18 protein-coding genes and 1 pseudogene are annotated in these 22,871 nt (G+C 62.8%); 10 read left to right on the forward strand and 9 right to left on the reverse strand.

The window, feature by feature from the left end:
- Both FBY03_RS07710 and FBY03_RS07715 read left to right on the forward strand, forming a co-directional pair.
- Positions 1-406 (forward strand): annotated as a pseudogene (locus FBY03_RS07710) (GNAT family N-acetyltransferase); the annotation flags it as partial.
- Positions 407-622: 216 nt separating this feature from the next.
- Positions 623-1,966, forward strand: coding sequence for a diguanylate cyclase domain-containing protein (locus tag FBY03_RS07715; RefSeq protein ID WP_147171616.1), 1,344 nt, complete (start codon positions 623-625; stop codon positions 1,964-1,966).
- A gap of 2 nt (positions 1,967-1,968) precedes the next feature.
- On the opposite strand, the gene FBY03_RS07720 is transcribed toward FBY03_RS07715, so the two are convergent.
- A complete protein-coding gene (locus FBY03_RS07720) occupies positions 1,969-2,271 on the reverse strand; it encodes a DUF1883 domain-containing protein (protein ID WP_025167157.1) in 303 nt (100 codons plus the stop codon).
- Positions 2,272-2,494: 223 nt separating this feature from the next.
- Here FBY03_RS07720 and FBY03_RS07725 point away from each other — a divergent pair, with 223 nt between their 5' ends.
- The gene (locus tag FBY03_RS07725; RefSeq protein WP_147171617.1) at positions 2,495-2,842 is read left to right on the forward strand and encodes a DOPA 4,5-dioxygenase family protein; all 348 of its coding nucleotides are present in this window, start codon (positions 2,495-2,497) and stop codon (positions 2,840-2,842) included.
- A gap of 82 nt (positions 2,843-2,924) precedes the next feature.
- Complete coding sequence (locus FBY03_RS07730) at positions 2,925-3,323, forward strand: VOC family protein (protein ID WP_147171618.1); 399 nt, start codon at positions 2,925-2,927, stop codon at positions 3,321-3,323.
- Positions 3,324-3,328: 5 nt separating this feature from the next.
- On the opposite strand, the gene FBY03_RS07735 is transcribed toward FBY03_RS07730, so the two are convergent.
- From FBY03_RS07735 to FBY03_RS07750, 4 genes are all read right to left on the reverse strand, one after another.
- Entirely contained in the window at positions 3,329-5,035 is a 1,707-nt protein-coding gene (locus FBY03_RS07735) for a phosphoethanolamine transferase (RefSeq protein WP_256677885.1), read from the reverse strand.
- A gap of 214 nt (positions 5,036-5,249) precedes the next feature.
- Entirely contained in the window at positions 5,250-6,008 is a 759-nt protein-coding gene (locus FBY03_RS07740) for a hypothetical protein (protein WP_147171620.1), read from the reverse strand.
- A gap of 306 nt (positions 6,009-6,314) precedes the next feature.
- Positions 6,315-7,715, reverse strand: a complete 1,401-nt coding sequence (gene lpdA / locus FBY03_RS07745) for a dihydrolipoyl dehydrogenase (protein ID WP_147171621.1) — start codon at positions 7,713-7,715, stop codon at positions 6,315-6,317.
- 29 nt (positions 7,716-7,744) lie between these two features.
- Complete coding sequence (locus FBY03_RS07750) at positions 7,745-8,953, reverse strand: MFS transporter (RefSeq protein ID WP_147171622.1); 1,209 nt, start codon at positions 8,951-8,953, stop codon at positions 7,745-7,747.
- Positions 8,954-9,122: 169 nt separating this feature from the next.
- On the opposite strand from FBY03_RS07750, the gene FBY03_RS07755 reads away from it, so the two are divergent.
- The 5 genes from FBY03_RS07755 to FBY03_RS07775 all read left to right on the forward strand — a co-directional run bounded on the left by FBY03_RS07755 (position 9,123) and on the right by FBY03_RS07775 (position 16,049).
- Complete coding sequence (locus FBY03_RS07755) at positions 9,123-9,662, forward strand: PaaI family thioesterase (protein WP_147171623.1); 540 nt, start codon at positions 9,123-9,125, stop codon at positions 9,660-9,662.
- Positions 9,663-10,009: 347 nt separating this feature from the next.
- Positions 10,010-11,152: a thiolase family protein gene (locus tag FBY03_RS07760; protein ID WP_147171624.1), complete on the forward strand. Its 1,143-nt coding sequence runs from the start codon at positions 10,010-10,012 to the stop codon at positions 11,150-11,152.
- 34 nt (positions 11,153-11,186) lie between these two features.
- A complete protein-coding gene (locus tag FBY03_RS07765) occupies positions 11,187-12,308 on the forward strand; it encodes an efflux RND transporter periplasmic adaptor subunit (RefSeq protein WP_147171625.1) in 1,122 nt (373 codons plus the stop codon).
- Position 12,309: 1 nt separating this feature from the next.
- Positions 12,310-15,414, forward strand: a complete 3,105-nt coding sequence (locus FBY03_RS07770; protein WP_147171626.1) for an efflux RND transporter permease subunit — start codon at positions 12,310-12,312, stop codon at positions 15,412-15,414.
- A 62-nt stretch (positions 15,415-15,476) separates the two neighbouring features.
- Positions 15,477-16,049, forward strand: a complete 573-nt coding sequence (locus FBY03_RS07775; protein ID WP_147171627.1) for a TetR/AcrR family transcriptional regulator — start codon at positions 15,477-15,479, stop codon at positions 16,047-16,049.
- Positions 16,050-16,121: 72 nt separating this feature from the next.
- On the opposite strand, the gene FBY03_RS07780 is transcribed toward FBY03_RS07775, so the two are convergent.
- From FBY03_RS07780 to FBY03_RS07795, 4 genes are all read right to left on the reverse strand, one after another.
- Positions 16,122-16,916, reverse strand: a complete 795-nt coding sequence (locus FBY03_RS07780) for an SDR family oxidoreductase (RefSeq protein WP_147171628.1) — start codon at positions 16,914-16,916, stop codon at positions 16,122-16,124.
- 264 nt (positions 16,917-17,180) lie between these two features.
- Positions 17,181-18,737: an alkyl hydroperoxide reductase subunit F gene (gene ahpF, locus FBY03_RS07785; RefSeq protein WP_147171629.1), complete on the reverse strand. Its 1,557-nt coding sequence runs from the start codon at positions 18,735-18,737 to the stop codon at positions 17,181-17,183.
- A 256-nt stretch (positions 18,738-18,993) separates the two neighbouring features.
- Positions 18,994-19,557, reverse strand: coding sequence for an alkyl hydroperoxide reductase subunit C (ahpC, locus tag FBY03_RS07790; protein ID WP_147171630.1), 564 nt, complete (start codon positions 19,555-19,557; stop codon positions 18,994-18,996).
- Between the two features lie 115 nt (positions 19,558-19,672).
- The gene (locus tag FBY03_RS07795) at positions 19,673-20,638 is read right to left on the reverse strand and encodes an NAD(P)H-quinone oxidoreductase (protein ID WP_147171631.1); all 966 of its coding nucleotides are present in this window, start codon (positions 20,636-20,638) and stop codon (positions 19,673-19,675) included.
- A gap of 128 nt (positions 20,639-20,766) precedes the next feature.
- Here FBY03_RS07795 and FBY03_RS07800 point away from each other — a divergent pair, with 128 nt between their 5' ends.
- Positions 20,767-22,851, forward strand: coding sequence for a carboxy terminal-processing peptidase (locus FBY03_RS07800; RefSeq protein WP_178090596.1), 2,085 nt, complete (start codon positions 20,767-20,769; stop codon positions 22,849-22,851).
- The last annotated feature ends 20 nt before the right edge of the window (positions 22,852-22,871 follow it).

Below are 22,871 nucleotides of genomic sequence, written 5' to 3' on the forward strand. Positions count from 1 at the left end.
CGCATGCTTGAGCGCTATCAGCAGCATATTCGGCCGGCTCACTGTATCCAGGAGGCGGTTGGACGCACCATGCAACACGCTATTGGGACATAGCCTAATTATTGCATTCCTGGAGGGTAAGCCTGCTGGCTTGGCTATTTGCTTCGAGGGCTTTTCTACCTTCGCATGCAAACCATTATTGAATATCCATGATGTGGTGGTTCTCGGTGAGCATCGCGGTCGTGGAATCTCGAAATTACTCTTATCGAAAGCCGAAGAAATCGCACGACGCCTAGGCTGCTGCAAACTGACGCTTGAAGTTCTCCAGGGTAACCTAATAGCGCAGTCTGCTTACAAGGCATGCGGCTACTCGGGTTATGAACTCGACCCGCAAATGGGCAACGCGATGTTCTGGCAAAAGAATTTGTCATCGGACAACGCCTCACATGATCAAGCAAGGGCAGCTGTATTGTCCGATGAGACACATCCGCCCTTGCTGCGGATCGTTTCAACCTCCGTGGCCGGAGGCGATCATCCAGACTAGCCAGTTCATGGATACCCCCTCAATGGACAGGGCCATGCATAATGCCCGCAACAGCCTGTCTCTACTCGGGCTCTCCGAAATAACTTCACTCAGTATGCTATGACCACGATCTGGCTCAGCCTCTGTGCGACGCTACTGCTCCTTGCGCTCTTGGCAGTGCTGATGCGCCGTGAGCGCAGCGCACAGCAGCAACTGGGCGAGTATCGGGCGCTGCTGGAGCGCTTGCCCGATGGCGTGATCCTGATCGGCGCCGATGGTCGGGTCCGTCGGCACAACGCCGCAGCCGCTCGCTTGCTGGGCGATACCGGTGCAGCACTGGTGGGCGCACCGCTTAGCCATTGGCTACCGCAACTCAACCAAGCCGCCGCGCACGCTCGTCGCCAGCACACCCAGGCTATCGGAGCGGAGGGTAAGTGGCGGACTGTCGAGATCACCCGCCTGCTCCCTGTTAGCAGTGAAGACGCCATCGTGCTGATCCACCCTGAGACTGAATACGGCAGCTCCCCCGAGGATGCCGAACGCTTCATGCGCAGCCAGTATTTCGCCCGTATTGGCACCTGGGATTGGGATGTCGATACCGATCGCCTGTATTGGTCGGAGGCCATCTACGGCATGTTCGGCTACAAGGTCGGCGAAGTGACGCCCAGCTATGAACTGTTCTGCGCCAGCGTGCACCCGGATGACCAGGCGCGGGTGCGCGCTGGCGAGTTGCGCTGCATTGAAACCGGCGAGAACCATGACGAGGAATACCGGGTTATCTGGCCCGACGGCAGCACTCACTGGCTGCGCGAGACCGGCAACGTGGTCAAGGACGCGCACGGCCAGGTGATCAAAATGATGGGGGTGGTCCGCGACATCAGCGAGGAGAAAGCCTCGGCCAAGCAGTTACGAAAACTGGCCCGGCACGACCCACTGACCGGTTTACCCAACCGCCTGGTGCTCGAAGACCGGCTGGGCAAGGCGCTTGAGCGGGCATGCGCCAACGCCACCCGGGTGGCCCTGGTGTTCGTCGACCTCAACGGTTTCAAGGCGATCAACGATCAACACGGGCATGCGGCCGGCGACCGGGTGCTGGTCACCACGGCCACGCGCTTGAAGAACACGCTACGCGAGTCGGATACGGTGGCGCGGATAGGCGGCGACGAGTTTGTGCTGATTCTCGAAGGGCTGACCCAGGGCAAGAGCCTGCAGGATGAAGCGCAGGGCATCTGCGAGAAGATCTTCGCCGGGCTGGCGCCACCGATCGGCATCGGCGGCACCTTGCAGCACATCGGCACCAGCCTGGGTGTTGCGGTATTCCCGGATCATGCGCCGAGCATGGACACACTCATCCACGCTGCCGATCTGGCGATGTACGAAGCCAAGCGCAGCGGCAACAACCAGTACCGACTGGGCAGAGCCAGCCCGGAAAAGCCGCGAACGAACGTTGAGCCCGCCCGCTGAAATCAGCTCAGGCGTGACTCCGAGCGGCGCACGAACTTGATCGAATAGGTCATCTTCGGCTTGTGCGTCAAGCTGACCGCTTTACGGGTGACGGTGTCGATGGTGATGTTCCAGAAGCCGCTGCTCGGCACGTTGATCTTGATCGGCGAACGATCGAAAGCGCCGCCGTGATAGCTGTGGCGGCCGCCGTTCTTAAAGCTGCGGAAGTTGGCATCGCTCATCAGGCGGATATTGCAGGGCTGCGAGCACTCGATGACGACGATGTCGTCCTCATTAAGGTGTTCGCGCTGGTGTATGAATTTCATCTACAGCTCCACGCCGCATGACTGGAAAAACGCGACGATAGCATGAGCCGGGGCCCCTAGGCTTACCCGCTGTCATCCTGAGCACCGAGTCGACTCTAGGTGGCCATCCGCCTGCAGAAACCCAGGGCGCTGAACAGGCGGATGCAGCGCCTATTACCCCCCCTGAGCAGACCTTCGCTCGACCACTAAGGTCTATCATGATGCGACCCACCGAGACTCGACCATGACCACGCGCCCCAGCAATACCTACCCCCGGTACCACGCGCATGTTTACTTCGATGAGCAGTCGCTGGCGCTGGCCACCTCGATCTGTGAACAGGCCGGCGAGCGGTTCTCGGTCAAAGTCGGGCGTATTCATCAACGCCTGGTTGGCCCGCATCCGCGCTGGAGCTGCCAGCTGTCTTTCGACTCTGTGCAGTTCGATCGACTGCTGCCCTGGCTGGAGGCCAACCGTCAGGGTTTGTCGGTTCTGGTGCATGGTGTGACCGGCGATGACCTGGCCGACCACAGCACCCATGCCGCCTGGCTGGGCGATGAGCTGCCGCTGAACCTGGCCATGTTCAAGACCTGAGTCTTGGTTAATCCGATTCGCTGGATACCCTAGGTCGGACACTGCTGTGGCTGCCCGGCAGGCTGCAGACTAAGGAAGGATCATGATTTCTCACGTATGCCTCGGGGTTACCGACTTCGACCGCGCCTTCAGCTTCTACTCCGCCATCGCCGCGGAGCTTGGACTGCGGTTGAAATTCTGCGATGCCAAGCGACCGTGGGCAGGCTGGATGCCTGCCGAGGCGCCGCGGCCGCTGCTGGTCATTGGCGCGCCATTCGATGTCCACGTCACGGCACCCGGTAACGGTCAGATGATTGCATTGCTGGCCGCTAGTCGTGATACCGTCGCGCGCACCCATGCGGCTGCCTTGGCCCATGGCGGCAGCTGTGAGGGTCCACCCGGCCTGCGCCCCGACTATCACGCAGATTACTATGGCGGCTACTTTCGCGACCCCGATGGCAACAAACTCTGTGTGTGTTGCCACGAGCCTGCGCAAGCGTAGTGCGATTAATTCACGCCCTTGACCAGCCCCTCACTGTCCACCGAGGCGGTGTTCTGCGGCAGGCATTGGCGGAACAGGTCACGCTCGGGCTGGTACGCCGAGGTGCGCACATCCATCAGGCCGAGGATCGAGTGGAACAGGTTGTCGTGCGAATAGGCGACGTCCTGGTGTTTGGCCAGGCAACTGGCTTGAATGCCCGAGCGCTTTTCCAGCCCTGCCGATAGCCAGACGATCATCGGCACATGGGTCTGCTCGCTCGGCGCCATGGCGTAAGGCAGGCCGTGCAGGTAGAGGCCATTCTCGCCCAGCGACTCACCGTGGTCGGACATATAGAGCATGGCCGTGTCGAAGCGCTTGGCGTTGCCCTTGAGCAATTCGATGGTTTGCGCCAGCACATGGTCGGTATAGGTCAGCGAGTTGTCGTAGGCATTGACGATGCTGGCGGCCGAGCAACGGTCGAGCTGGTTGTCCTGGCACACCGGAGTGAATTTCTCGAACGCCGCCGGGTAACGCTTGAAATACGCCGGGCCATGGCTGCCCTTCATATGCAGCACCACCACGGCATCGTGATCGAGCGTGTCCAGGTAGGTTTGCAGGCCGCTGAGCAGCACCTCGTCGTGGCACTCATTGCCCTCGCACAGGTCGGGGATCTGCAGGTGCGACACGTCGTCATTCGGCACCCGGTCGCAGGCGCCCTTGCAGCCGGAGTTGTTGTCGCGCCACAACACCGCGACCCCGGCGCGCTGCAGCACATCCAGCAGGCCCTCGCGGTTTTTAGCCATCGAGTCCTTATAGTTGTCGTGGCCGACGTCGAGAAACATGCAGGGCACCGATACCGCGGTGGCGGTGCCGCAGGAGCTGGCATTGCGGAAGCTGATGACAGCTTGCTTGGCCAGCTCCGGGTTGGTCGGACGAGCGTAACCATTGAGCGAGAAATTCACCGCCCGCGCGGTTTCCCCGACCACCAGGATCGTCAGCTTGGGCTTAGCGGCACCGCCCACCTGCTTGACCTGGTGAGCATCGGCGCCGACCACCTGCAACTGGGCCGGGGTCGCGAACTGACGTTTGCTATAGCCATGTACCGCCGCCGCCACGTTGGACGGGGTCAGCAACAGGCGCAGCTCATGGTGATTGCGCAGCAGCGAGGCGTACGACTGATAGTTGCTCATCGCGATGCCGCCGAGGCAGGCCAAGGCCAGCACCATGCTCGCCAACTTGAAGCCCAGTTCTCGCGCCCAAGGCCGGTTGATCAGGCGTACCCGGCTGACGACCAGTGCGGGTACTACGCCAAGGGCGAACAGCCAGCCGAGCATGCCCCAGCTGAACAGGTCCAGCGCCTCGGCACTGTCGGTCTGCAACACGTTGGTCAGCATGTTGTAGTCGATGACGATGCCGTAGCTGCTCATGAAGAAACTGGCAGCCGCCGACACCAGCAGCAGCACGCCGAGGATCGCCTTGGTCAGCCGTCCCCAGGCCAGCAGGCTGAGCAACAGGTACAGCCACAGCCACACCAGCAGCGGCAGGGTGATCAGAAACAGGCTGTTGTCATTGCTCCAACCGCCAACGCCTTGCCAGACATCCCGCCAGAAGGGAATGTTCATGGTCAGCATCAACCACAGCGCCACCGCCAGGATCAGAAGGTTGCGGCTGATGGCGAAGGTCCACTTGGTGGCGCCTTCGGGGCTTTCGATTGACTGAGGATTTTTTCGCACAACGGCCTCTATGCGCAGGTCGAGAGAATGGCTGAAGCCTAAGGAGCGCGATGTGAAAGGCGTGTCGGGACTATGTGAAGAATTCGTTGACCGTCTGGTTAGCATAGGCCCATGGGCAAAACGCCGCCCTGGGTGGGCGGCGTTCGGTCGAGCGCAATGCGGGGGGAGCGGCCCGCGACTCAAGCGGCGAGCCGACCAGCCCTGGCCTATGCCGTCAGGCCGAGACGGGCGCGGCGATAGGGCTCGCATTGCGGTTTTGACTGCGCATGGCAAAGACCACCAGCACCAGCAGAACCGCCGCGAGAATCGCCGTGGAACCGACTGTGCCGAAGTCCAGGCCGCCCTTGTCATGGGTTTTAGTGAGGAAGTCGCCGAGGGTCGCGCCGAACGGGCGAGTCAGCACGAAGGCGATCCAGAACAGCGCCACCGCCGAAATCCGCGTGTAGTACCGGGCCAGCGCGACCACGCCGATCAAGCCGCCGATCAACAAGGCGCCACCGGCAAAGCCCAGCCCCGAATCATCGGCCAGGTAATCACCCAGCGCGGTCCCCAGGGTGTTGGAGAACAGGATCGCCAGCCAATAGAACAGCTCGCCGCGTAGCCCTTGAATATTGTCCACCGACAGCGACTTCTCGCTCAGCCGCCAGACGGCGAAGGTGGTGATCAGAATGCCAATGAGGATGGCCGAGCCGGTGGCATAGCCGAGCCCCAGGGTGCGGTCCATGAAGTCCGACATGGTGGTGCCGGCCGTACTGGTAGCGAGAATCACCGTCCAATACAACGCCGGCTTGTAGTTACGCGCCATCAACTGGCCAATCAGGCTGAGCAGAAACAGGCTGATGAGGATCAACGAACTCATGGCATAACCCACATTCAGGGTCATCGACAACAGGTCACCGGCGGTTTCCCCCAGCGTGGTCGCACAGATTTTCATCACCCAGAAAGCCAGGGTGATTTGAGGCAATTTGTTCATCCGAGAGTCCCCAACCGCAAAATAGAAGTGGATCAGGCGCATTCGTCTCCCAGCAGCGCACGCACCGCGCGGCTGGCAAAGGCAAGTCGATGGCTGATCCAGCCGGCAGGAAGCTGTCGGCGCGAGCAAGGTAGGTGAGCCTGAGTGAAAAATCGGTGAAGAATTCATCAAGCCGTCGTCACGCGCGCGACGCACTGATAGGCGACTTGCAGCCCTGTCGGCAGCTGGCGACGGGCACCCCGCGGCAGGTTGCCGAGCGCCGCATCACCGTTCTAGAAGCAGGGGCTCGAACGAGCCCCTCCGGCATCAGGCCTGCATCGCCCAGCCATGCACGTTCATCGCCGCCTGGCGCAACGCCTCGGAGCGGGTCGGGTGTGGGTGGCAGATCAGTGCGATGTCCTCTGCCGAGGCGCTGAACTCCAGCGCCACGCAGTATTCGCCGATCAGCTCGCCGGCGCTGGGGCCGATGATGTGCACCCCGAGGATCTGGTCGCTGCGCTCGTCGGCCAGCACTTTGACGAAGCCTTCGGCCTCGTGGTTGATCTTCGCCCGGCTGTTGGCGCTGAAGGGAAACTTGCCAACCTTGTAGGCGCGCCCCTCGGCCTTGAGTTGCTCCTCGGTCAGGCCGACCGTGGCCACTTCCGGCTTGGTGTAGATGACGCTGGGGATCGCACCGTAGTTTACCTCGGCGGCATGCCCGGCGATCCGTTCGATGCAGGCGATGGCCTCGTCTTCGGCCTTGTGCGCGAGCATCGGTCCGGCGGTAACGTCGCCGATCACCCAGATGCCCGGCACCGCGCTACGGTGTTGCTGATTGTCGAGCATGCCGCGCCTATCCGGGGTGATGCCGACGTTCTCCAGGCCGAGCCCCTCGGTATAGGGTCGGCGCCCGATGGCGACCAGCACGTAGTCGGCCTGCAGCTGCTCGACGACACCGCCTGCTGCGGGTTCCAGACTGAGTTCGACGCCCTGGGCCGTCGCGCTGGCGCCCGTGACGTTGCTGCCGAGTTTGAAGGCCATGCCCTGCTTGCTCAGGGTGCGTTGCAGGGTTTTGGCGGTTTCCGTGTCGAGGCCCGGACAGATGCGATCCAGGTACTCCACCACTGTCACTTCGCTGCCCAAGCGACGCCACACCGAGCCCAGTTCCAGGCCGATCACCCCGGCGCCGATCACCACCAGGTGCTTGGGCACCTCGGCCAACGCCAGCGCGCCGGTGGAATCGAGGATGCGCCGGTTGTCGAGGCTCACCCCGGGCAGCGGCGTGGGCTCGGAACCGGTGGCGATGACGATGTCCTTGGCCTGTAGCTCACTGGAGCTGCCGTCGGCGTGACTCACACTCACCCGGCCCGGACCGTTGAGGCGCCCCCAGCCCTTGATCCACTCGACCTTGTGCTTGCGAAACAGGAACTCGATGCCCTTGGTCAGGGCGCTGACGCTCTCATTCTTCTGCTTCATCATCTGTACCAGGTTGAGCGTCGGCTGCATCTCGATGCCGAGGCTGGCCAGCTCGCCAGTGACCGCCGCCTCATACAGTTCCGAGGCATGCAGCAAGGCCTTGGACGGCATACAGCCGACATTCAGGCAGGTGCCGCCGAGGGTCTCGCGGCCCTCGATACAGGCCACCTTGAGGCCCAGTTGCCCGGCGCGAATGGCGGCGTTGTAGCCGCCGGGCCCACCACCGATTATCACCACGTCATAGCTACTCATGCCGTCGCTCCTCTGGATTCATGAAAGACTTATGGGGCCAGCGCGGCGCTCGCCACCGGTCGCGGTCGCAACAGCTGAAAGGCGCTGAAGGCCGCGACAGCGAACAGCCCATTGAGCAACACCATAGGCCACGCCGTGCCATCCTGCAGGGTGCTCAGCAGCAAGCCACTGCAGGTCGCACCGGCCATCTGCGCGAAGCCCATGAATCCCGCCGCCAGCCCCGCCCTATGCGCGTTGGGCATCACCGCACCTGCCACCGAGGCCGGCAGCAGCATGCCGCCGCCCAGAGTGACCAGTACCTGGGGCAAGGACAGGCCGATGACCGACAAGCCAAACAACTGATACACCAGCAAGGTGCCGATGGCGCCCGTCGCCACCAGGACTGCGCCGATGCCGACGATCCTCTGCGGCCCCAGGAGCATGATCTTGCGCCGGGTAAACAGGGCGCCGGCGATCAGTGCCGAGACGATGGCGCCGAAGGTCATACCGTACTCAGCCGCACTCAGGCCCAGCAGGCCGATATACACCGCCGAAGAACCGGCGATCACCGCGAACATGGCGCCATAGGTGCAGGCCAAGGTCAGTGCCAGGGCCTGGAAGGAACGCGACTTGAGCAGGTCCACATAATTGCTCGCCAGCGTGCTCAGTTGTCCGGCCCGAGGGTCGAGGTGCTGATTGCTCTCGCGGTACAGCGCCGCTACCGCGAGCAACACGCCCATGCCAATCAGCAACGCCAGCAGGATCGGCGCCTGCCAGCCCGAGTAACTGGCCAGCAGCCCGCCGATCATCGGCGACACGACGATGGCGCAGAGCATGCCGATCACGGTCAATGCCAGGGCCGGCCCGGCCTGGGCCTGCCACACGTCGCGCACTATGGCCCGCGCCAGCACCAGCGCCGCGCAGGCACCGAGCCCCTGCAGCACGCGAGCGGCGATGAACTCGCCCATGCTGCTGGCCAACAGCATCCACAGGGTGGCCAGCAGATAGACCGACAGGCCCGCGAGCAACACCGGTCGGCGGCCGATGCGATCGGACACCGGCCCGAGCAGCAACTGGCCGAGGCCGAACGCCGCGACGAACGCGGACAAGGCCATGACACTGCTGCCCGCGCGTGCCGCCATCATCAACTCGATGGCGCCCAGACTGGGGATGATCATCTGGGTCGAGATCTCCCCCAACGCGGTCAGGGCGACCAGGATCAGCAAGAGGGTGCGCGATGGCGCGGGATAGTCATGCATGGGGCTTCTCCTATTTTCTACCTGGGTACTCGGTACGAAGTAATGGCCGACATGAGCAGCTGTCGGCCTTTTATATTTCGACCATAATCCATACAATAAGATTATGGTCATAATTTAACAACCGCCGATCATCCGCTACTTACCACCCCGTGCCGAGGAGGCCAACGCCATGCAAACCCCATCACGCGAAGCCAAACTGGCTGCCTGGCAGGCTGCGGAACACGCCATACGCGGCAAACTTGCCGCACCGGGCACCCTGAGCCTGGCCCAGGTCAGCGAACTGCAACCACAGGAGTTCTTCGAGCGCATCGGTAACGGCGAGCTGCCCTGCCCGCCGTTCGGTGACCTGATCGACTTCATCCCACTGGAATGGGAGCCCGGCCGCTTCGTCTTCCAGGGCACCCCCGATGCACGCCACTACAACCCCTTGGGCAGTGTGCATGGCGGCTACGCCGCGACCCTGCTCGACTCCTGCATGGGCTGCGCTATCCATACCCGGCTCAAGCCAGGCCAGGGTTACACCACCACCGACCTGCGTATCAGCTACGTGCGCGCGCTGAGCGGCAACGTCGGACCGATCCGCGCCGAGGGCCGGATCGTTCACCTGGGCCGCTCCACAGCGTTGGCCGAAGGGCGCCTCTACGATGTCGACGACCGCCTATATGCGGTTGGCTCGACCACCTGCCTGATTCTCAGCCTGCCGAGCTGAGCCGCACCCACTCACTCCACCTGCCAGCGCAGGGCTACTGCGAGCCGCTCCAACTCGAAGCCCTGCCAGGTCTCGGTGCCGGGCCACAGAACCACCCCACTGGCACTCAGCTCAGCCAGTGTTTGTGGCAACAGAGCGTGCTCGATGCCTGCTTTTCAGAACAGCAGCGTCTGCCTGCTTAACCCGCATATTCACGCCTGCAGCCGACGTGCCTAGCGTCAGACAGCAACAATAAAATTACAGGCGACATATATACGGCCTATTAAATTATAACTATCATATTAAAGGTCAACGGCAACACCCTCCAGCCAGCCCAGGCCTCGGCCCTGAACCGGAGCAACAGGATCATGACCATGCACTCTATCGTTATCGCCGGTTTTGCCCGCTCGCCCTTCCACTTCGCCAAGAAAGGCGCGCTGATCGACATTCGCCCGGATGACCTGGCCGCACATACCCTCAGAGGTCTGGTGAACAAGCTCGATCTCGATCCCGGCGCAATCGAGGACGTGATCATGGGGTGCGCCTACCCGGAAGCCGAACAGGGTATGAACATCGCGCGCATCGCCAGCTTCCGCGCCGGCTTTCCGGAGACCCTGGGCGGCGCCACGGTCAATCGCTTCTGTGGTTCGTCGATGACTGCCGTGCATTTCGCCGCCGGGCAAATCCTCCTCGGCGCCGGCGAGGCGTTTATCTGCGCCGGCGTCGAGTCGATGAGCCGAGTGCCCATGGGCGGCTTCAATACCTCGCCGAACCCGACCCTGCTGAGCGACTTCCCCGCGGTCTATATGAGCATGGGCCACACCGCGGAGCAGGTTGCCGAGCGCTTCGCCGTCAGCCGCAGCGAGCAGGAGGCAATGGCCGTCGCCTCCCATGCCAAGGCCACCAGCGCACGTGAGCGCGGCTTGTTCGTCGAGGAGATCGTGCCGATCGACACCCCCGCCGGCCCGATCGACACGGACGGCTGCATTCGCCCCGACACCCACGCCGATGCCCTGGCCCAACTCCAGCCGGCCTTCGGCGGCACGGTCACCGCCGGCACCGCCTCACCCTTGACCGACGGCAGCGCCGCACTGCTGGTATGCACCGAGCAGTTCGCCCGTAACCACCAGCTGCACATCCTCGCACGCATCAAGGCGGTTGCCGTGGGCGGCTGCGCACCGGAAATCATGGGCATGGGCCCGGTCGTCGCCACCCGCAAGCTGCTGCAACGCGCCGGCCTGAGCATCCAGGACATCGACCTGGTGGAACTCAACGAAGCCTTCGCCAGCCAGTCCATTGCCTGTGTGCGTGAGCTGGGCCTGGACATGGCCAGGGTCAACCTCGATGGCGGCGCCCTGGCGCTCGGCCATCCGCTCGGCGCCACCGGCGCGCGCATCACTGGCAAGGCGGCCAGCCTGCTCAAACGCACGGGTGGCCGTTACGCCATCGCCACGCAATGCATCGCCGGCGGCCAGGGCGTCGCCACCCTGCTCGAAGCGGTTGAGGGTTGAAGCCCTGAACCGCGGCCTAACGGAGGACAGAATCATGACCCTGACTCAGCCGAACCTCGTTCGTCTGCTGCCTTTCGCGGCATTGTTGCTGCTCGGCGGGTGCAACAGCCAAGCAGACGGCAACACGCCCGCCGTCCTCCAACCGCGCCCGGTGCTGACGGCCCTGGTTGAGCCGGCCGGACAACACCAAACGGCCTACACCGGCGTGGTCGCGGCGCGCACCGAGAGTGACCTGGGGTTTCGCGTCGGCGGTAAAGTCATCGAGCGTCGTGTCGATCCCGGCGATCGGGTTGCCCGCGGCGATACCTTACTGGTGCTGGATATCGACGACTTCGACCTGGCCCTGCGCGCGGCAACCAACCGTGTGCGTGCAGCCCAGGCCCAGTTGCGTCAAGCCCGTGACGATGAACAGCGTTATCGCCGCCTGGCCCGCAGCGGCGCGGTGTCACGGCAGATTTTCGACCAATCGGCCACCCGCCTGCGCGTGGCCGAAGCCGAACTGGCGGCGGCCAGTTCGGAAGCCAGTCAGGTGGAGAACCGCCGCCGTTACTCGACGCTCAAAGCCGATGGCGACGGCATCATCACCGATGTCCGGGTGCAACGCGGGCAAGTGGTCGCCGAAGGTCAGGTGGTGGCCCGCCTGGCCCACGATGGCGCCCGCGAGGCGGTGATCGATATTCCGGAGAATCAACGCGGCCAAGCCAACAGCCCCGCTCAGGCCTTGCCTTACGGCGCCACCGAGCAAGTGGTGGGCGCCACCCTGCGCGAGCTATCCGCCGCCGCAGACCCGATGACCCGTACCTATCGGGCGCGCTACAGACTCGAGGGCAACGCCGAGCGTTTCGCCATCGGGTCGACCATCACCGTGCGCCTGCTGAGCCCGTTGCAGAACAGCCTGCTGCGGGTGCCGCTCGGGGCCTTGCACGACCCTGGCACGGGCCCCGGCGTGTGGCTGATCGGAGACGACCACAGGGTCCGCTTCGCTCCCGTGCAGGTGGCCAGGCTCGAGCAGGAATATGCCCTGCTGCAGGGCGGCGTGAGCAGCGGGCAACGCATCGTGGCCCTCGGCGCCCACCTGTTGCACAGCGGTGACCCTGTACGTCTACTGCCCGGTCCACCCCTCGCCTTGGCCAACCAGCCGCAACAGGAACACTAGCATGGGCAGCCTCAACCTCTCGGAACTCGCCGTGCGGCACCGCCCGGTGACCCTGTTTCTGCTCATCGCGGTACTCTGTGCAGGGGTGTTTGCCTTCAGCAAACTGGGGCGTGCGGAAGACCCCTCCTTCACCGTCAAGGTGATGACGATCACCGCCGTCTGGCCCGGCGCCACAGCTCAGGAAATGCAGGAACAAGTCGCCGACCGTCTGGAAAAGCGCCTGCAGGAACTCGACCTCTACGACCGCGTGGAAACCATCGCCCAACCCGGTCTGGTCTCGCTGAAGGTGCAGTTTCTCGACTCGACCCGTCCCGAGCAGATTCAGGCCCTGTTCTACCAGGCCCGCAAGAAGCTCAGCGACGAGGCGGCCGCACTGCCGCAAGGCGTGCTCGGGCCCTTCTTCAACGATGAATACTCCGACGTCTACTTTGCCCTCTATGCCTTGCAGGCGGAGCAGCTGCCGCACCGTCAACTGGTCCTGCAGGCGGAGGAGCTGCGCCAGCGCTTCCTGCGCCTGCCCGGGGTGAAGAAAGTGAATATCCTCGGCGAACAGCCACAGCGGGTCTTCGTCGAGTTTTCCTACCAGCGCCTGGCCACCCTCGGCCTCAAACCGGAGCAGATCTTCGCCGCCCTGGCCAGCCAGAACCGCATCGCCCCCTCCGGCTTCGTCGAAACCAGCGGACCGCGAGCTTATATCCGTATCGACGGTGCGCTCGACAGCCTCGAACTGATCGAGAATGTGCCCATCGAGGCCAATGGCAAGGTACTGCGCATGGCCGATGTGGCCACGGTCAGTCGCGGCTACCAGGATCCACCGAACTACCGCATCCGCCATCAGGGCGAGCCGGCGCTGGTGCTGGGCATCATCATGCAGCAGCACTGGAATGGCCTCGAACTGGACAAGGCCTTGCAGGGCGAGGAAGCCCGAGTCCTCGCCGATCTAGCGCTGGGCATCCGCTTCGAAAAAGTCTCCGACCAGGCCAAGAACATTCGCCTGGCGGTTGACGAGTTCATGCTCAAGTTCTTCGTCGCCCTGGGCGTGGTCATGCTGATCAGCCTGCTCGCCCTGGGCTTTCGCGTCGGCCTGGTGGTCGCCGCAGCCGTGCCGCTGACCTTGTCCATCGTCTTCGTGATCATGCTGCTGAGTGGCCGCGAGTTCGACCGCATCACCCTCGGCGCGCTGATCCTCTCGCTCGGCCTACTGGTGGACGATGCGATCATCGCCATCGAGATGATGGTGGTGAAGCTCGAAGAGGGTTTCGACCGCGTTAAGGCCGCCACCTTCGCCTGGAACTCAACTGCCGCGCCGATGCTCACCGGCACCCTGGTGACCATCATCGGCTTCCTGCCGGTCGGCTTCGCACGCTCCAGCGCCGGCGAATACGCCGGCAACATTTTCTGGATCGTCGGTTTCGCCCTGATCGCCTCCTGGCTGGTGGCCGTGGTCTTCACGCCCTACCTCGGAGTCAAGCTGCTGCCGGCCATCACCCCGGTACCCGGCGGCCATCAAGCAATCTACGCCAGCAAGGTCTACCAGACACTGCGCAGGCTGGTGAGCTGGTGTGTGCAACACCGCTACCGCGTCACCGCCCTGGTGGTCGTCCTCTTTTTGCTCTGCGGTGCCGGGATGAGCCTGGTGAAGAAGCAGTTCTTCCCCAACTCCGACCGCTCCGAACTGTTCATCGAGATTTACATGCCACCGGGCAGTGCCTTCAGGAGTACCGAAGCCGTGGTGGCGCAGGTCGAAAACGCCCTGCTGCAGGAGCCGCAAACCCAACTGGTCGACGCCTATGTAGGCGGAGGCGCCCCCCGCTTCGTACTCTCGCTCAACCCGGAACTGCCGGACCCGGCCTTTGCCAAATTGGTGGTGCAGACGGCCAGCGCCGAAGCCCGCGACGCGCTGAAACTGCGCATGCGCGAACGCATAGCCGCCGGTGAGTTTCCCTCCGCACGGGTCCGGGTCACGCAACAGGTGTTCGGCCCGCCGGTGCCTTTTCCGGTGGTCTTTCGCGTCTCCGGGCCAGACCTCGAGGTGTTGCGCGACCTGGCCGAGGACGTACGCCAAATAGTCGCGGCCAACCCGCTGACCCGGGATAGCTTTGTCGACTGGGGCGAGCGCGCCAGCGCCTACCGTCTGGTGCTCGATCAGGATCGCCTGCGCCTGCTCGGTTTCACCCCCGGTGAGGTGAAAGCCCAGCTCAATGCCCTGCTCAGCGGCAACCCGATTACCGAAGTCCGCGAAGGCACGCGCACGGTCTCGGTGGTGGCCCGGGCACTGAACAGCCAGCGGGAAAACCTCGGCAGTATCGAGGACCTGACTATCGCCAACCGCAGCGGACAGTCGATCCCGCTGGAGCAGGTCGGCCGGTTCCAGGCGGTGATGGAAGACCCCATCCTCAAGCGCCGTGATCGCGAGCTGACCTTCGAAGTACGCGCCGACATCGTCGATGGCCAACAGCCACCGGATGTCGAACTGGCCGTGTACGCCGACCTGCAGGCGTTGATTAACGAGCTACCCACCGGCTATCGCATCGAGCTCAGCGGGCCAGTGGAAGAAAGCGCCAAGGCCAACAAGGCCCTGGCCGTGCTGTTTCCGATCATGATCCTGTTGACCCTGGTGGTAATCATGTTTCAGGTGCGTTCGTTCGGCGTAATGTTGATGGTCTTCGCTACCGCGCCGCTCGGACTGATCGGCGCGTTACCGACCCTCCTGCTGTTCGACCAGCCCTTCGGTTTCAACGCGATTCTCGGGCTGATCGGCATCGGCGGCATCCTCATGCGCAACACCCTGATCTTCACCGACCAGATCAAACAGAATCAGTTACAGGGCATGCCGATTCGCGAGGCGATCATCGAAGCCACGGTGCATCGGGCACGTCCCGTAGTGCTCACCGCCCTGGCCGCCGCCCTGGCCTTTATTCCCCTGACCTTCTCGGTGTTCTGGTCGTCGCTGGCCTATGTACTGATCGGCGGCGTGCTGGTCGGCACCCTGCTGACCCTGTTGTTCCTACCGGCGTTGTGCAGCCTGGTGCTCGGCCGCCCGGCCCGCGCAGCCGCCGAGCTCAGCGTATCCACTCAGGCCCCAGCAACAGACATACAGCCTTAGACCGACAACAGGCGTAAGATTACAGCCAGCATCCTAAGAATCTTGGCGGGATTAAACAGACCATGCGCTACTCAGAAGACCATAAAGCCAAAACCCACCAACGCATCATCGATGAAGCGTCGCGCCTGTTTCGCCGCGACGGTGTGGGCGCCACCGGTTTGCAACCGTTGATGAAAACCCTGGGCCTGACCCATGGCGGCTTCTATGCCCACTTCAAGTCCAAGGACGAGCTGGTCGAGACTGCCCTGAACAACGCCGCGCAACAGCTCGAGGAAGCCACCAGGGAAGTCTTCGCCGGTGCCGCCCCGCTGCCGAGTTTTATCGCGCGCTACCTGTCCACGGCGCACCGCGCCGACCCGGGCGCCGGCTGCCCGCTGCCGACCATGTCCGCCGAACTGGGCCAGCGCGGCCAACCCAGCCCCATCACCGACAAGGTGATTAGCGACCGTCTGCAGATGATCGAGTCCTGCCTGCAGGGTGAACACGCCGATGAGCAGAGCGTGCTGATGCTCTCGGCCATGGTCGGCGCCTTGCTGCTGTCACGCAGTGCCAGCGATCCCGAGTTGGCCGACCGTCTGCTGCACACCACCCGACGCCTGCTGCTCGAACAGGTCGAAACCCAGCCCAAGGCATAAGCAACCAGCCACTAAAAAGCGCCCCCTCCGCAAACGGAACAGGCGCCGTGGCAACAGCGACCCGGCAGGCGATTACTTGTAGCGTGCCGCCGCACTGTTGCGCGACAGGTTCGGCCCCAGCTTGCTCCGCGCCGCCAGCAGAGCGCCCCAGTCCGCAGCGTCGGGCAACGAAGGGATGGTGACCAACTCATCCTGATCGAAGCCAGCCAATGCCGCGTCGACCATCTCGCCCACCTCCATGATCATTTCCGGCGGCAGTGCCGACTCGTCCATGCCGCTGCGCTCCCAGATTTCGGTACGGGTCACGCCGGGCAACACCGCCTGTACCTGTACCCCCAGCTTGGCGACTTCGCCGTGCAAGGTCTGGGTCAGGCTCAGCACATAGGCTTTGCTCGCACTGTAGACGGCATTGAACATCTCCGGCGCCAGCGCCACCACCGAGGCGAGATTGATGATCGCGCCGCGTCCAACCCCGCCGAAGTTCGCCGCAGCGGCCGCCGACAGGCGAGTCAGCGCCACCACGTTGAGCTGAATCATGCTCTCGACTTTATCCAGATCGGCCTCGGCCAAGGTGCCGTTCATTGCCACCCCGGCATTGTTCACCAGCAGGCTAATCGCGGTATCGCTACGCAAGCGCTGCTCCACGGTTTGCAGATCGGCCTTGCTGGTCAGGTCGGCCTTGAAGACCTCGGCCTTCACCCCGTGCTCGCGCGCCAAGCGCTCGGCCAAGGCTTCCAGGCGCTGCTGATCGCGCGCCACCAGCAACAAGTCAAAGCCCCGTTGCGCCAGGCGCTCGGCATAAGTGGCGCCAATCCCGGACGACGCACCGGTGATCAATGCCGTGCCCTTCTCGTTTTGCTTGCTCATGTGATTCTCCATCGAGTTAACCCGCCATTCGCGGCCCTGCAGCAGTGAATCCGGCCTTTGGATTTCATCCATAAGCCTAGATATATGTCACCCATCATCTAACCTGTCAAGCAGCACACCTGGCATTGCCGAGTCGGCCAGACACACGGCGAATGAGCGCAATAAGAGGTAGGTCAACTCGCTTGCCGCGATGAACTCGCGCGCACAAAAAAGCGGATAACCATGCCGGTTATCCGCTGTCTGGTGTGCCTGAACGCTACTCGATCAACTCGAGCGGATCAGGTGGTCGAAGGCACTCAGCGAAGCCTTGGCGCCCTCGCCCACGGCGATGACGATCTGCTTGTAGGGCACCGTGGTCACATCGCCGGCGGCGAAGATCCCCGGCACCGAGGTCTCGCCGCGCGAGTCGACGATGATCTCGCCACGCGGCGACAGCTCGATGGCCCCCTTGAGCCAGTCGCTGTTGGGCAGCAGGCCGATCTGCACGAAGATGCCTTCCAGCTCGACGGTGCGCAGTTCGTCGCTCGTGCGGTCCCGATAGACCAGGGCGCTGACCTTCTGCCCATCGCCTTGCACCTCGGTGGTCAGGGCACTCTTGATGACGCTGACGTTGCCCAGGCTGGCCAGCTTCTTCTGCAGCACCGCATCGGCGCGCAACTGGCTGTCGAACTCGATCAGGGTGACATGGGCGACGATGCCGGCCAGGTCGATGGCCGCCTCGACGCCGGAGTTGCCGCCGCCGATCACCGCCACCCGCTTGCCCTTGAACAGCGGGCCGTCGCAGTGCGGGCAATAGGCCACGCCACGGCCGCGGTACTGCTGCTCGCCGGGTACGTTCATCTCGCGCCAGCGGGCGCCGGTGGCGAGGATCAGGGTCTTGGCCTTTAACGACGCGCCGCTGTCGAATTTCACCTCATGCAAGCCGCCGGCGCTGCTCGCCGGAATCAGCGCACTGGCGCGCTGCAGGTTGATGATGTCGACGTCGTACTGCCTGACGTGCTCTTCCAGGGCGCGCGCCAGTTTCGGCCCTTCGGTTTCCTGCACCGAGATGAAGTTCTCGATCGCCATGGTGTCGAGCACCTGGCCGCCGAACCGCTCGGCGGCGACGCCAGTGCGAATCCCCTTACGCGCGGCATAGATAGCCGCAGCGGCGCCCGCCGGGCCACCGCCGACCACCAGCACATCGAAGGCTTGCTTGGCATTGAGCTTCTCGGCGTCGCGAGCACTGGCGCCGGTGTCGAGCTTGGCGAGAATCTGCTCGACGTCCATGCGGCCCTGGCCGAACAACTCGCCATTCAGGTAGATGCTCGGCACCGACATGACCTGGCGCTGCCCGACTTCATCCTGGAACAGCGCGCCGTCGATGGCGACGTGACGGATATTCGGGTTGAGCACGGCCATCAGGTTCAGCGCCTGGACCACGTCCGGGCAGTTCTGGCAGGACAGCGAGAAGTAGCTTTCGAAGTTGAATTGGCCTTCGATACCTTTGACCTGCTCGATGACGTCCGCCGCCAGCTTGGACGGATGACCGCCGACCTGCAGCAGCGCCAGCACCAGGGAAGTGAATTCGTGGCCCATGGGGATGCCGGCGAAGCGCAGGCTGATATCCGCATCTGGGCGATTCAGCGAGAACGACGGCTTGCGGTCGTCGCTGCCATCTTCGCGCAGGGAAATTTTGTCGGTCAGGCCGACGATGTCGTGCAGCAGGCCGCTCAGTTCGCGGGATTTGTCGCCGTCATCGAGGGACGCGACTATCTCGAAGGGTTGGGTGACCTTCTCGAGGTAGGCCTTCAACTGGGTTTTAAGCGTGGCGTCCAACATGATTTGGCTATCCCTTTTAACGAATTTCAGACACAAAAACGCCCGGGCGGATCGCGCCCGGGCGTTCGGGCACTACAAAAGCTGGGTTGCAGCCTTAGAAGCGCGTAGACGATTTAAACAACGGAGTTGAGCGCGTCGCGCGCGAAGGCGAAGCAAGGCGTAATCAGGTGAGGGCGCGGAGTGTACTGACGTACATGACAAGCCCGAATCTGAATACAACGCTGCATCGCCGAGCGCAGCAGCGCTCAAACCGTTGTTAGATTTTGCCGACCAGGTCGAGGGACGGAGCCAGCGTCGCTTCGCCTTCTTTCCACTTGGCTGGGCACACTTCACCCGGGTGGGCGGCGGTGTACTGAGCGGCTTTCAGCTTGCGCAGGGTTTCCGATACGTCGCGGGCGATTTCGTTGGAGTGGATTTCCACGGTCTTGATCACGCCTTGCGGGTTGATCAGGAAGGTGCCACGCAGCGCCAGACCTTCTTCGGCGATGTGCACACCGAAGGCGTTGGTCAGCGCATGGGTCGGGTCGCCGATCAGCGGGAACTTGGCCTTGCCAACGGCCGGCGACGTCTCGTGCCAGACCTTGTGCGAGAAGTGGGTATCGGTGGTGACGATGTACACCTCGGTACCGGCCTTCTGGAACTCGGCGTAATTGTTGGCGGCGTCTTCGATCTCGGTCGGGCAGTTGAAGGTGAAGGCTGCCGGCATGAAGATCAGCACCGACCACTGGCCCTTGAGGGATTGCTCGGTCACTTCGATGAACTTGCCGTTGTGAAAAGCGTTGGCCTTGAACGGTTGAACTTGGGTGTTGATGAGGTTCATCTCTGGTTCCTTTATGAGGGTTAGAAAATTTACAGGGCGCATGTTAGCCGTTTGGCCCGAAAAAGCTGATTGATTGCCGCCATGGTTTCGATTGATAAAGCCAATCGTTAACGGATCAGGTCAATGTCGGGTCTATAACCAGTACCAATTTACCGTTGACCTTATTACTCGCCAGCGCGGTAAAAGCCTCCTGCGCATCCTCGATCGCGAAACTGCGCGCCAGTTGCGGCTTGAGTCGACCCTCGGCGAACAACGGCCACAGGTGCTGCAGCAGGTCGCGCATGAGATCGGCCTTGAACTGATCGTCGCGATTACGCAGCGTCGAACCGATCAATTGAATGCGTTTGCCCAACAGCAACGCCAGATCCAGTTCGGCCTTGCGCCCGCCCATCAGGCCGATATTCAGCCAGCGGCCATCACGCGCCAGCAACTCCAGGTTGAGCGCGGCGTAGTCGCCACCGACCGGGTCGAGAATCACATCGAAGGGACCGAAGTCGCGCAGACTGTGCAGCTTGTCATCGCCCCTCAGCACGCCGCCCTGAGCGCCCAAGCTTTCGCAGTAAGCCAGGCGTTCGGCCGAGCCGACACTGACCCAGCACGGGCTACCGAAGGCCTTGCACAGCTGGATCGCCGCCGAGCCCACGCCACTGGCACCGGCATGCAGCAACACCTTCTCGCCCGGTTTCAGCCCCGCCAACTGAAACAGGTTGAGCCAGGCGGTGGCATAGACTTCCGGCAACCCCGCCGCCTCCTGCAGCGACACACCCTCCGGCACCGGCAAGGCATGCCGCGCATCGATCACCACCTCTTCGGCCATGCCGCCGCCGGACAACAATGCACAGACCCGGTCGCCGACTTTCCAGTCGCAGCCGGCACCGACTTCACTGACGATACCCGCACACTCGAGACCAAGCACTTCGCTGGCGCCAGGCGGCGGTGGATACAGCCCGGCACACTGCAACAGGTCGGCGCGATTCAAGCCTGCGGCCGCCACGCGAATGCGAATTTCCCCTACATCACAGACCGGGGTAGGCTGCTCCGCCCACTCCACTCGCCCGTCAACGCCTTGCAATGCCTTCACGCTGCCTCCATAGTGCATTTAACCGAGCCCGGCGCTGATTCGCCGGGCTTTTGCATTGCGCCGATGGAACCTGGCGCCCTTAAAGACGGCCTAATATGCGTTATCAACTGCCCCCACGTCGACTCAGCATGAAGCGTTCACTGTTCAGCGCCACCCTCGCCCTGGCCATCGGTCTCAGTGCACTGCCACTGGCCGCAAAGACCAGCGCCAGCGATTCCTGGGAATACCTGCAGCCAAGTCGCGAGCAAGTCATTGCCAGCCTGAATGTCGTGGAACTGCTCAAGCGCCACCATTACAGCAAGCCACCACTGAATGACGAACGCTCGGCAAAGATCTATGAGGGCTACCTGAAGTTCCTCGATCCGTCGCGCAGCTATTTTACTGCGGGTGATATCGCCGAATTCGACCAGTGGCGCACGAAGTTCGACGACTTCCTCAAGGGTGGCAACCTGGAACCCGGTTTCGCCATCTACAAGCGCCATCTGGACCGTTTTCAAGGGCGCCTGCAGTTTGCCCTGAAGATGCTCGACAAAGGCGTCGATGCCATAGACTTCAGCGTCGATGAAAGCCTGCTGATCGATCGCGAGAAGGCCCCCTGGGTCAAGGACCTCGCCGAACTGGATGACCTCTGGCGCAAGCGCGTGAAAGATGAAGTGTTGCGCTTGAAAATCGCCGGCAAAGAGCCGAAAGCCATTCAGGAGTTGCTGACCAAGCGCTACCAGAGCCAGCTGGCGCGCCTGCAGCAAACCCGCGGCGAGGACGTGTTCCAGGCCTATATCAACGCCTTTGCCATGACCTACGACCCGCACACCACCTACCTCTCCCCGGATAACGCGGAGAACTTCGATATCAATATGAGCCTTTCGCTGGAAGGCATCGGCGCCGTGCTGCAAAGCGATAACGAGTACGTCAAGGTGGTGCGCCTGGTGCCCGCTGGGCCGGCCGAGAAGAGCAAGCAAATCGCCCCGACGGACAAAATCATCGGTGTTGCCCAGGGCGACGACGAGATGGTCGACGTGATCGGCTGGCGCCTCGACGAAGTGGTCAAACTGATCCGCGGCCCGAAAGGCTCGCAAGTGCGTCTGGAAGTGATTCCGGCAAGCAATGCGCCGAACGACCAGACCAGCAAGATCGTCAACATCACCCGCGAGTCGGTGAAACTGGAAGAGCAAGCGGCGAAGTCCTCGGTACTCAAACTCGAGCACGAAGGCCGTGACTACAAGCTGGGCGTCATCGAAATCCCTGCGTTCTACCTGGACTTCAAAGCCTTCCGCGCCGGCGACCCGGATTACAAAAGCACCACTCGCGACGTCAAACGCCTACTCAGCGAACTGCAAGCAGAAAAAGTCGACGGCGTGGTCATCGACCTGCGTAACAACGGCGGCGGCTCGCTGCAAGAAGCCACCGAACTGACCGGGTTGTTTATCGACAAGGGCCCTACCGTGCTGGTGCGCAATAGCGACGGCCGGGTTGACGTGCTGGCCGACGACGATGCCGGTACCTTCTATAGCGGCCCAATGGCCATACTGGTCAACCGCCTGTCCGCTTCGGCTTCGGAGATTTTTGCCGGTGCCATGCAGGACTATCACCGCGCCCTGATCCTCGGCGGCCAGACGTTCGGTAAAGGCACGGTACAGACCATCCAGCCGCTCAACCACGGCGAGCTGAAGTTGACCCTGGCCAAGTTCTACCGCGTATCAGGACAAAGCACCCAGCACCAGGGCGTGATTCCGGACATCCAGTACCCCGACGTCATGGATACCAAGGAAATCGGCGAGAGCGCACTGCCAGAGGCCTTGCCCTGGGACAGCATTCGCCCGGCGATCAAGCCCGAACTGGACTCGATCAAACCCTTCCTGGCCGAGCTGAAAAGCCGCTATGACGACCGTACGGCGAAGAACCCGGACTTCGCCTTCACCCGTGATCGGCTGAGCCTGGCGCAGAAGCTGATGAACGAAACCACGGTCAGCCTCAACGAACGCAAACGCCGTGCGCAACAGGCCGACATCGAGGCGCAGCAACTGGTCATCGAGAACAGTCGACGCAAGGCCAAAGGCGAAACGCTGCTGAGCGAGCTGAAGAAAGAAGAGGATGAAGAGACGCTAGCGGCCGAAGACAAGAAGTCCAAGCCGGAAGATGATGCCTTCCTCGCCGAAACCGGGCACATCCTGCTCGACTACCTGGGCCTCGAAACCCCTGTGGCGAAACACTAACCCGCCACTGTCATCAAATA

It is taken from the genome of Pseudomonas sp. SJZ079, from assembly GCF_007993865.1.
Lineage (GTDB): Bacteria > Pseudomonadota > Gammaproteobacteria > Pseudomonadales > Pseudomonadaceae > Aquipseudomonas.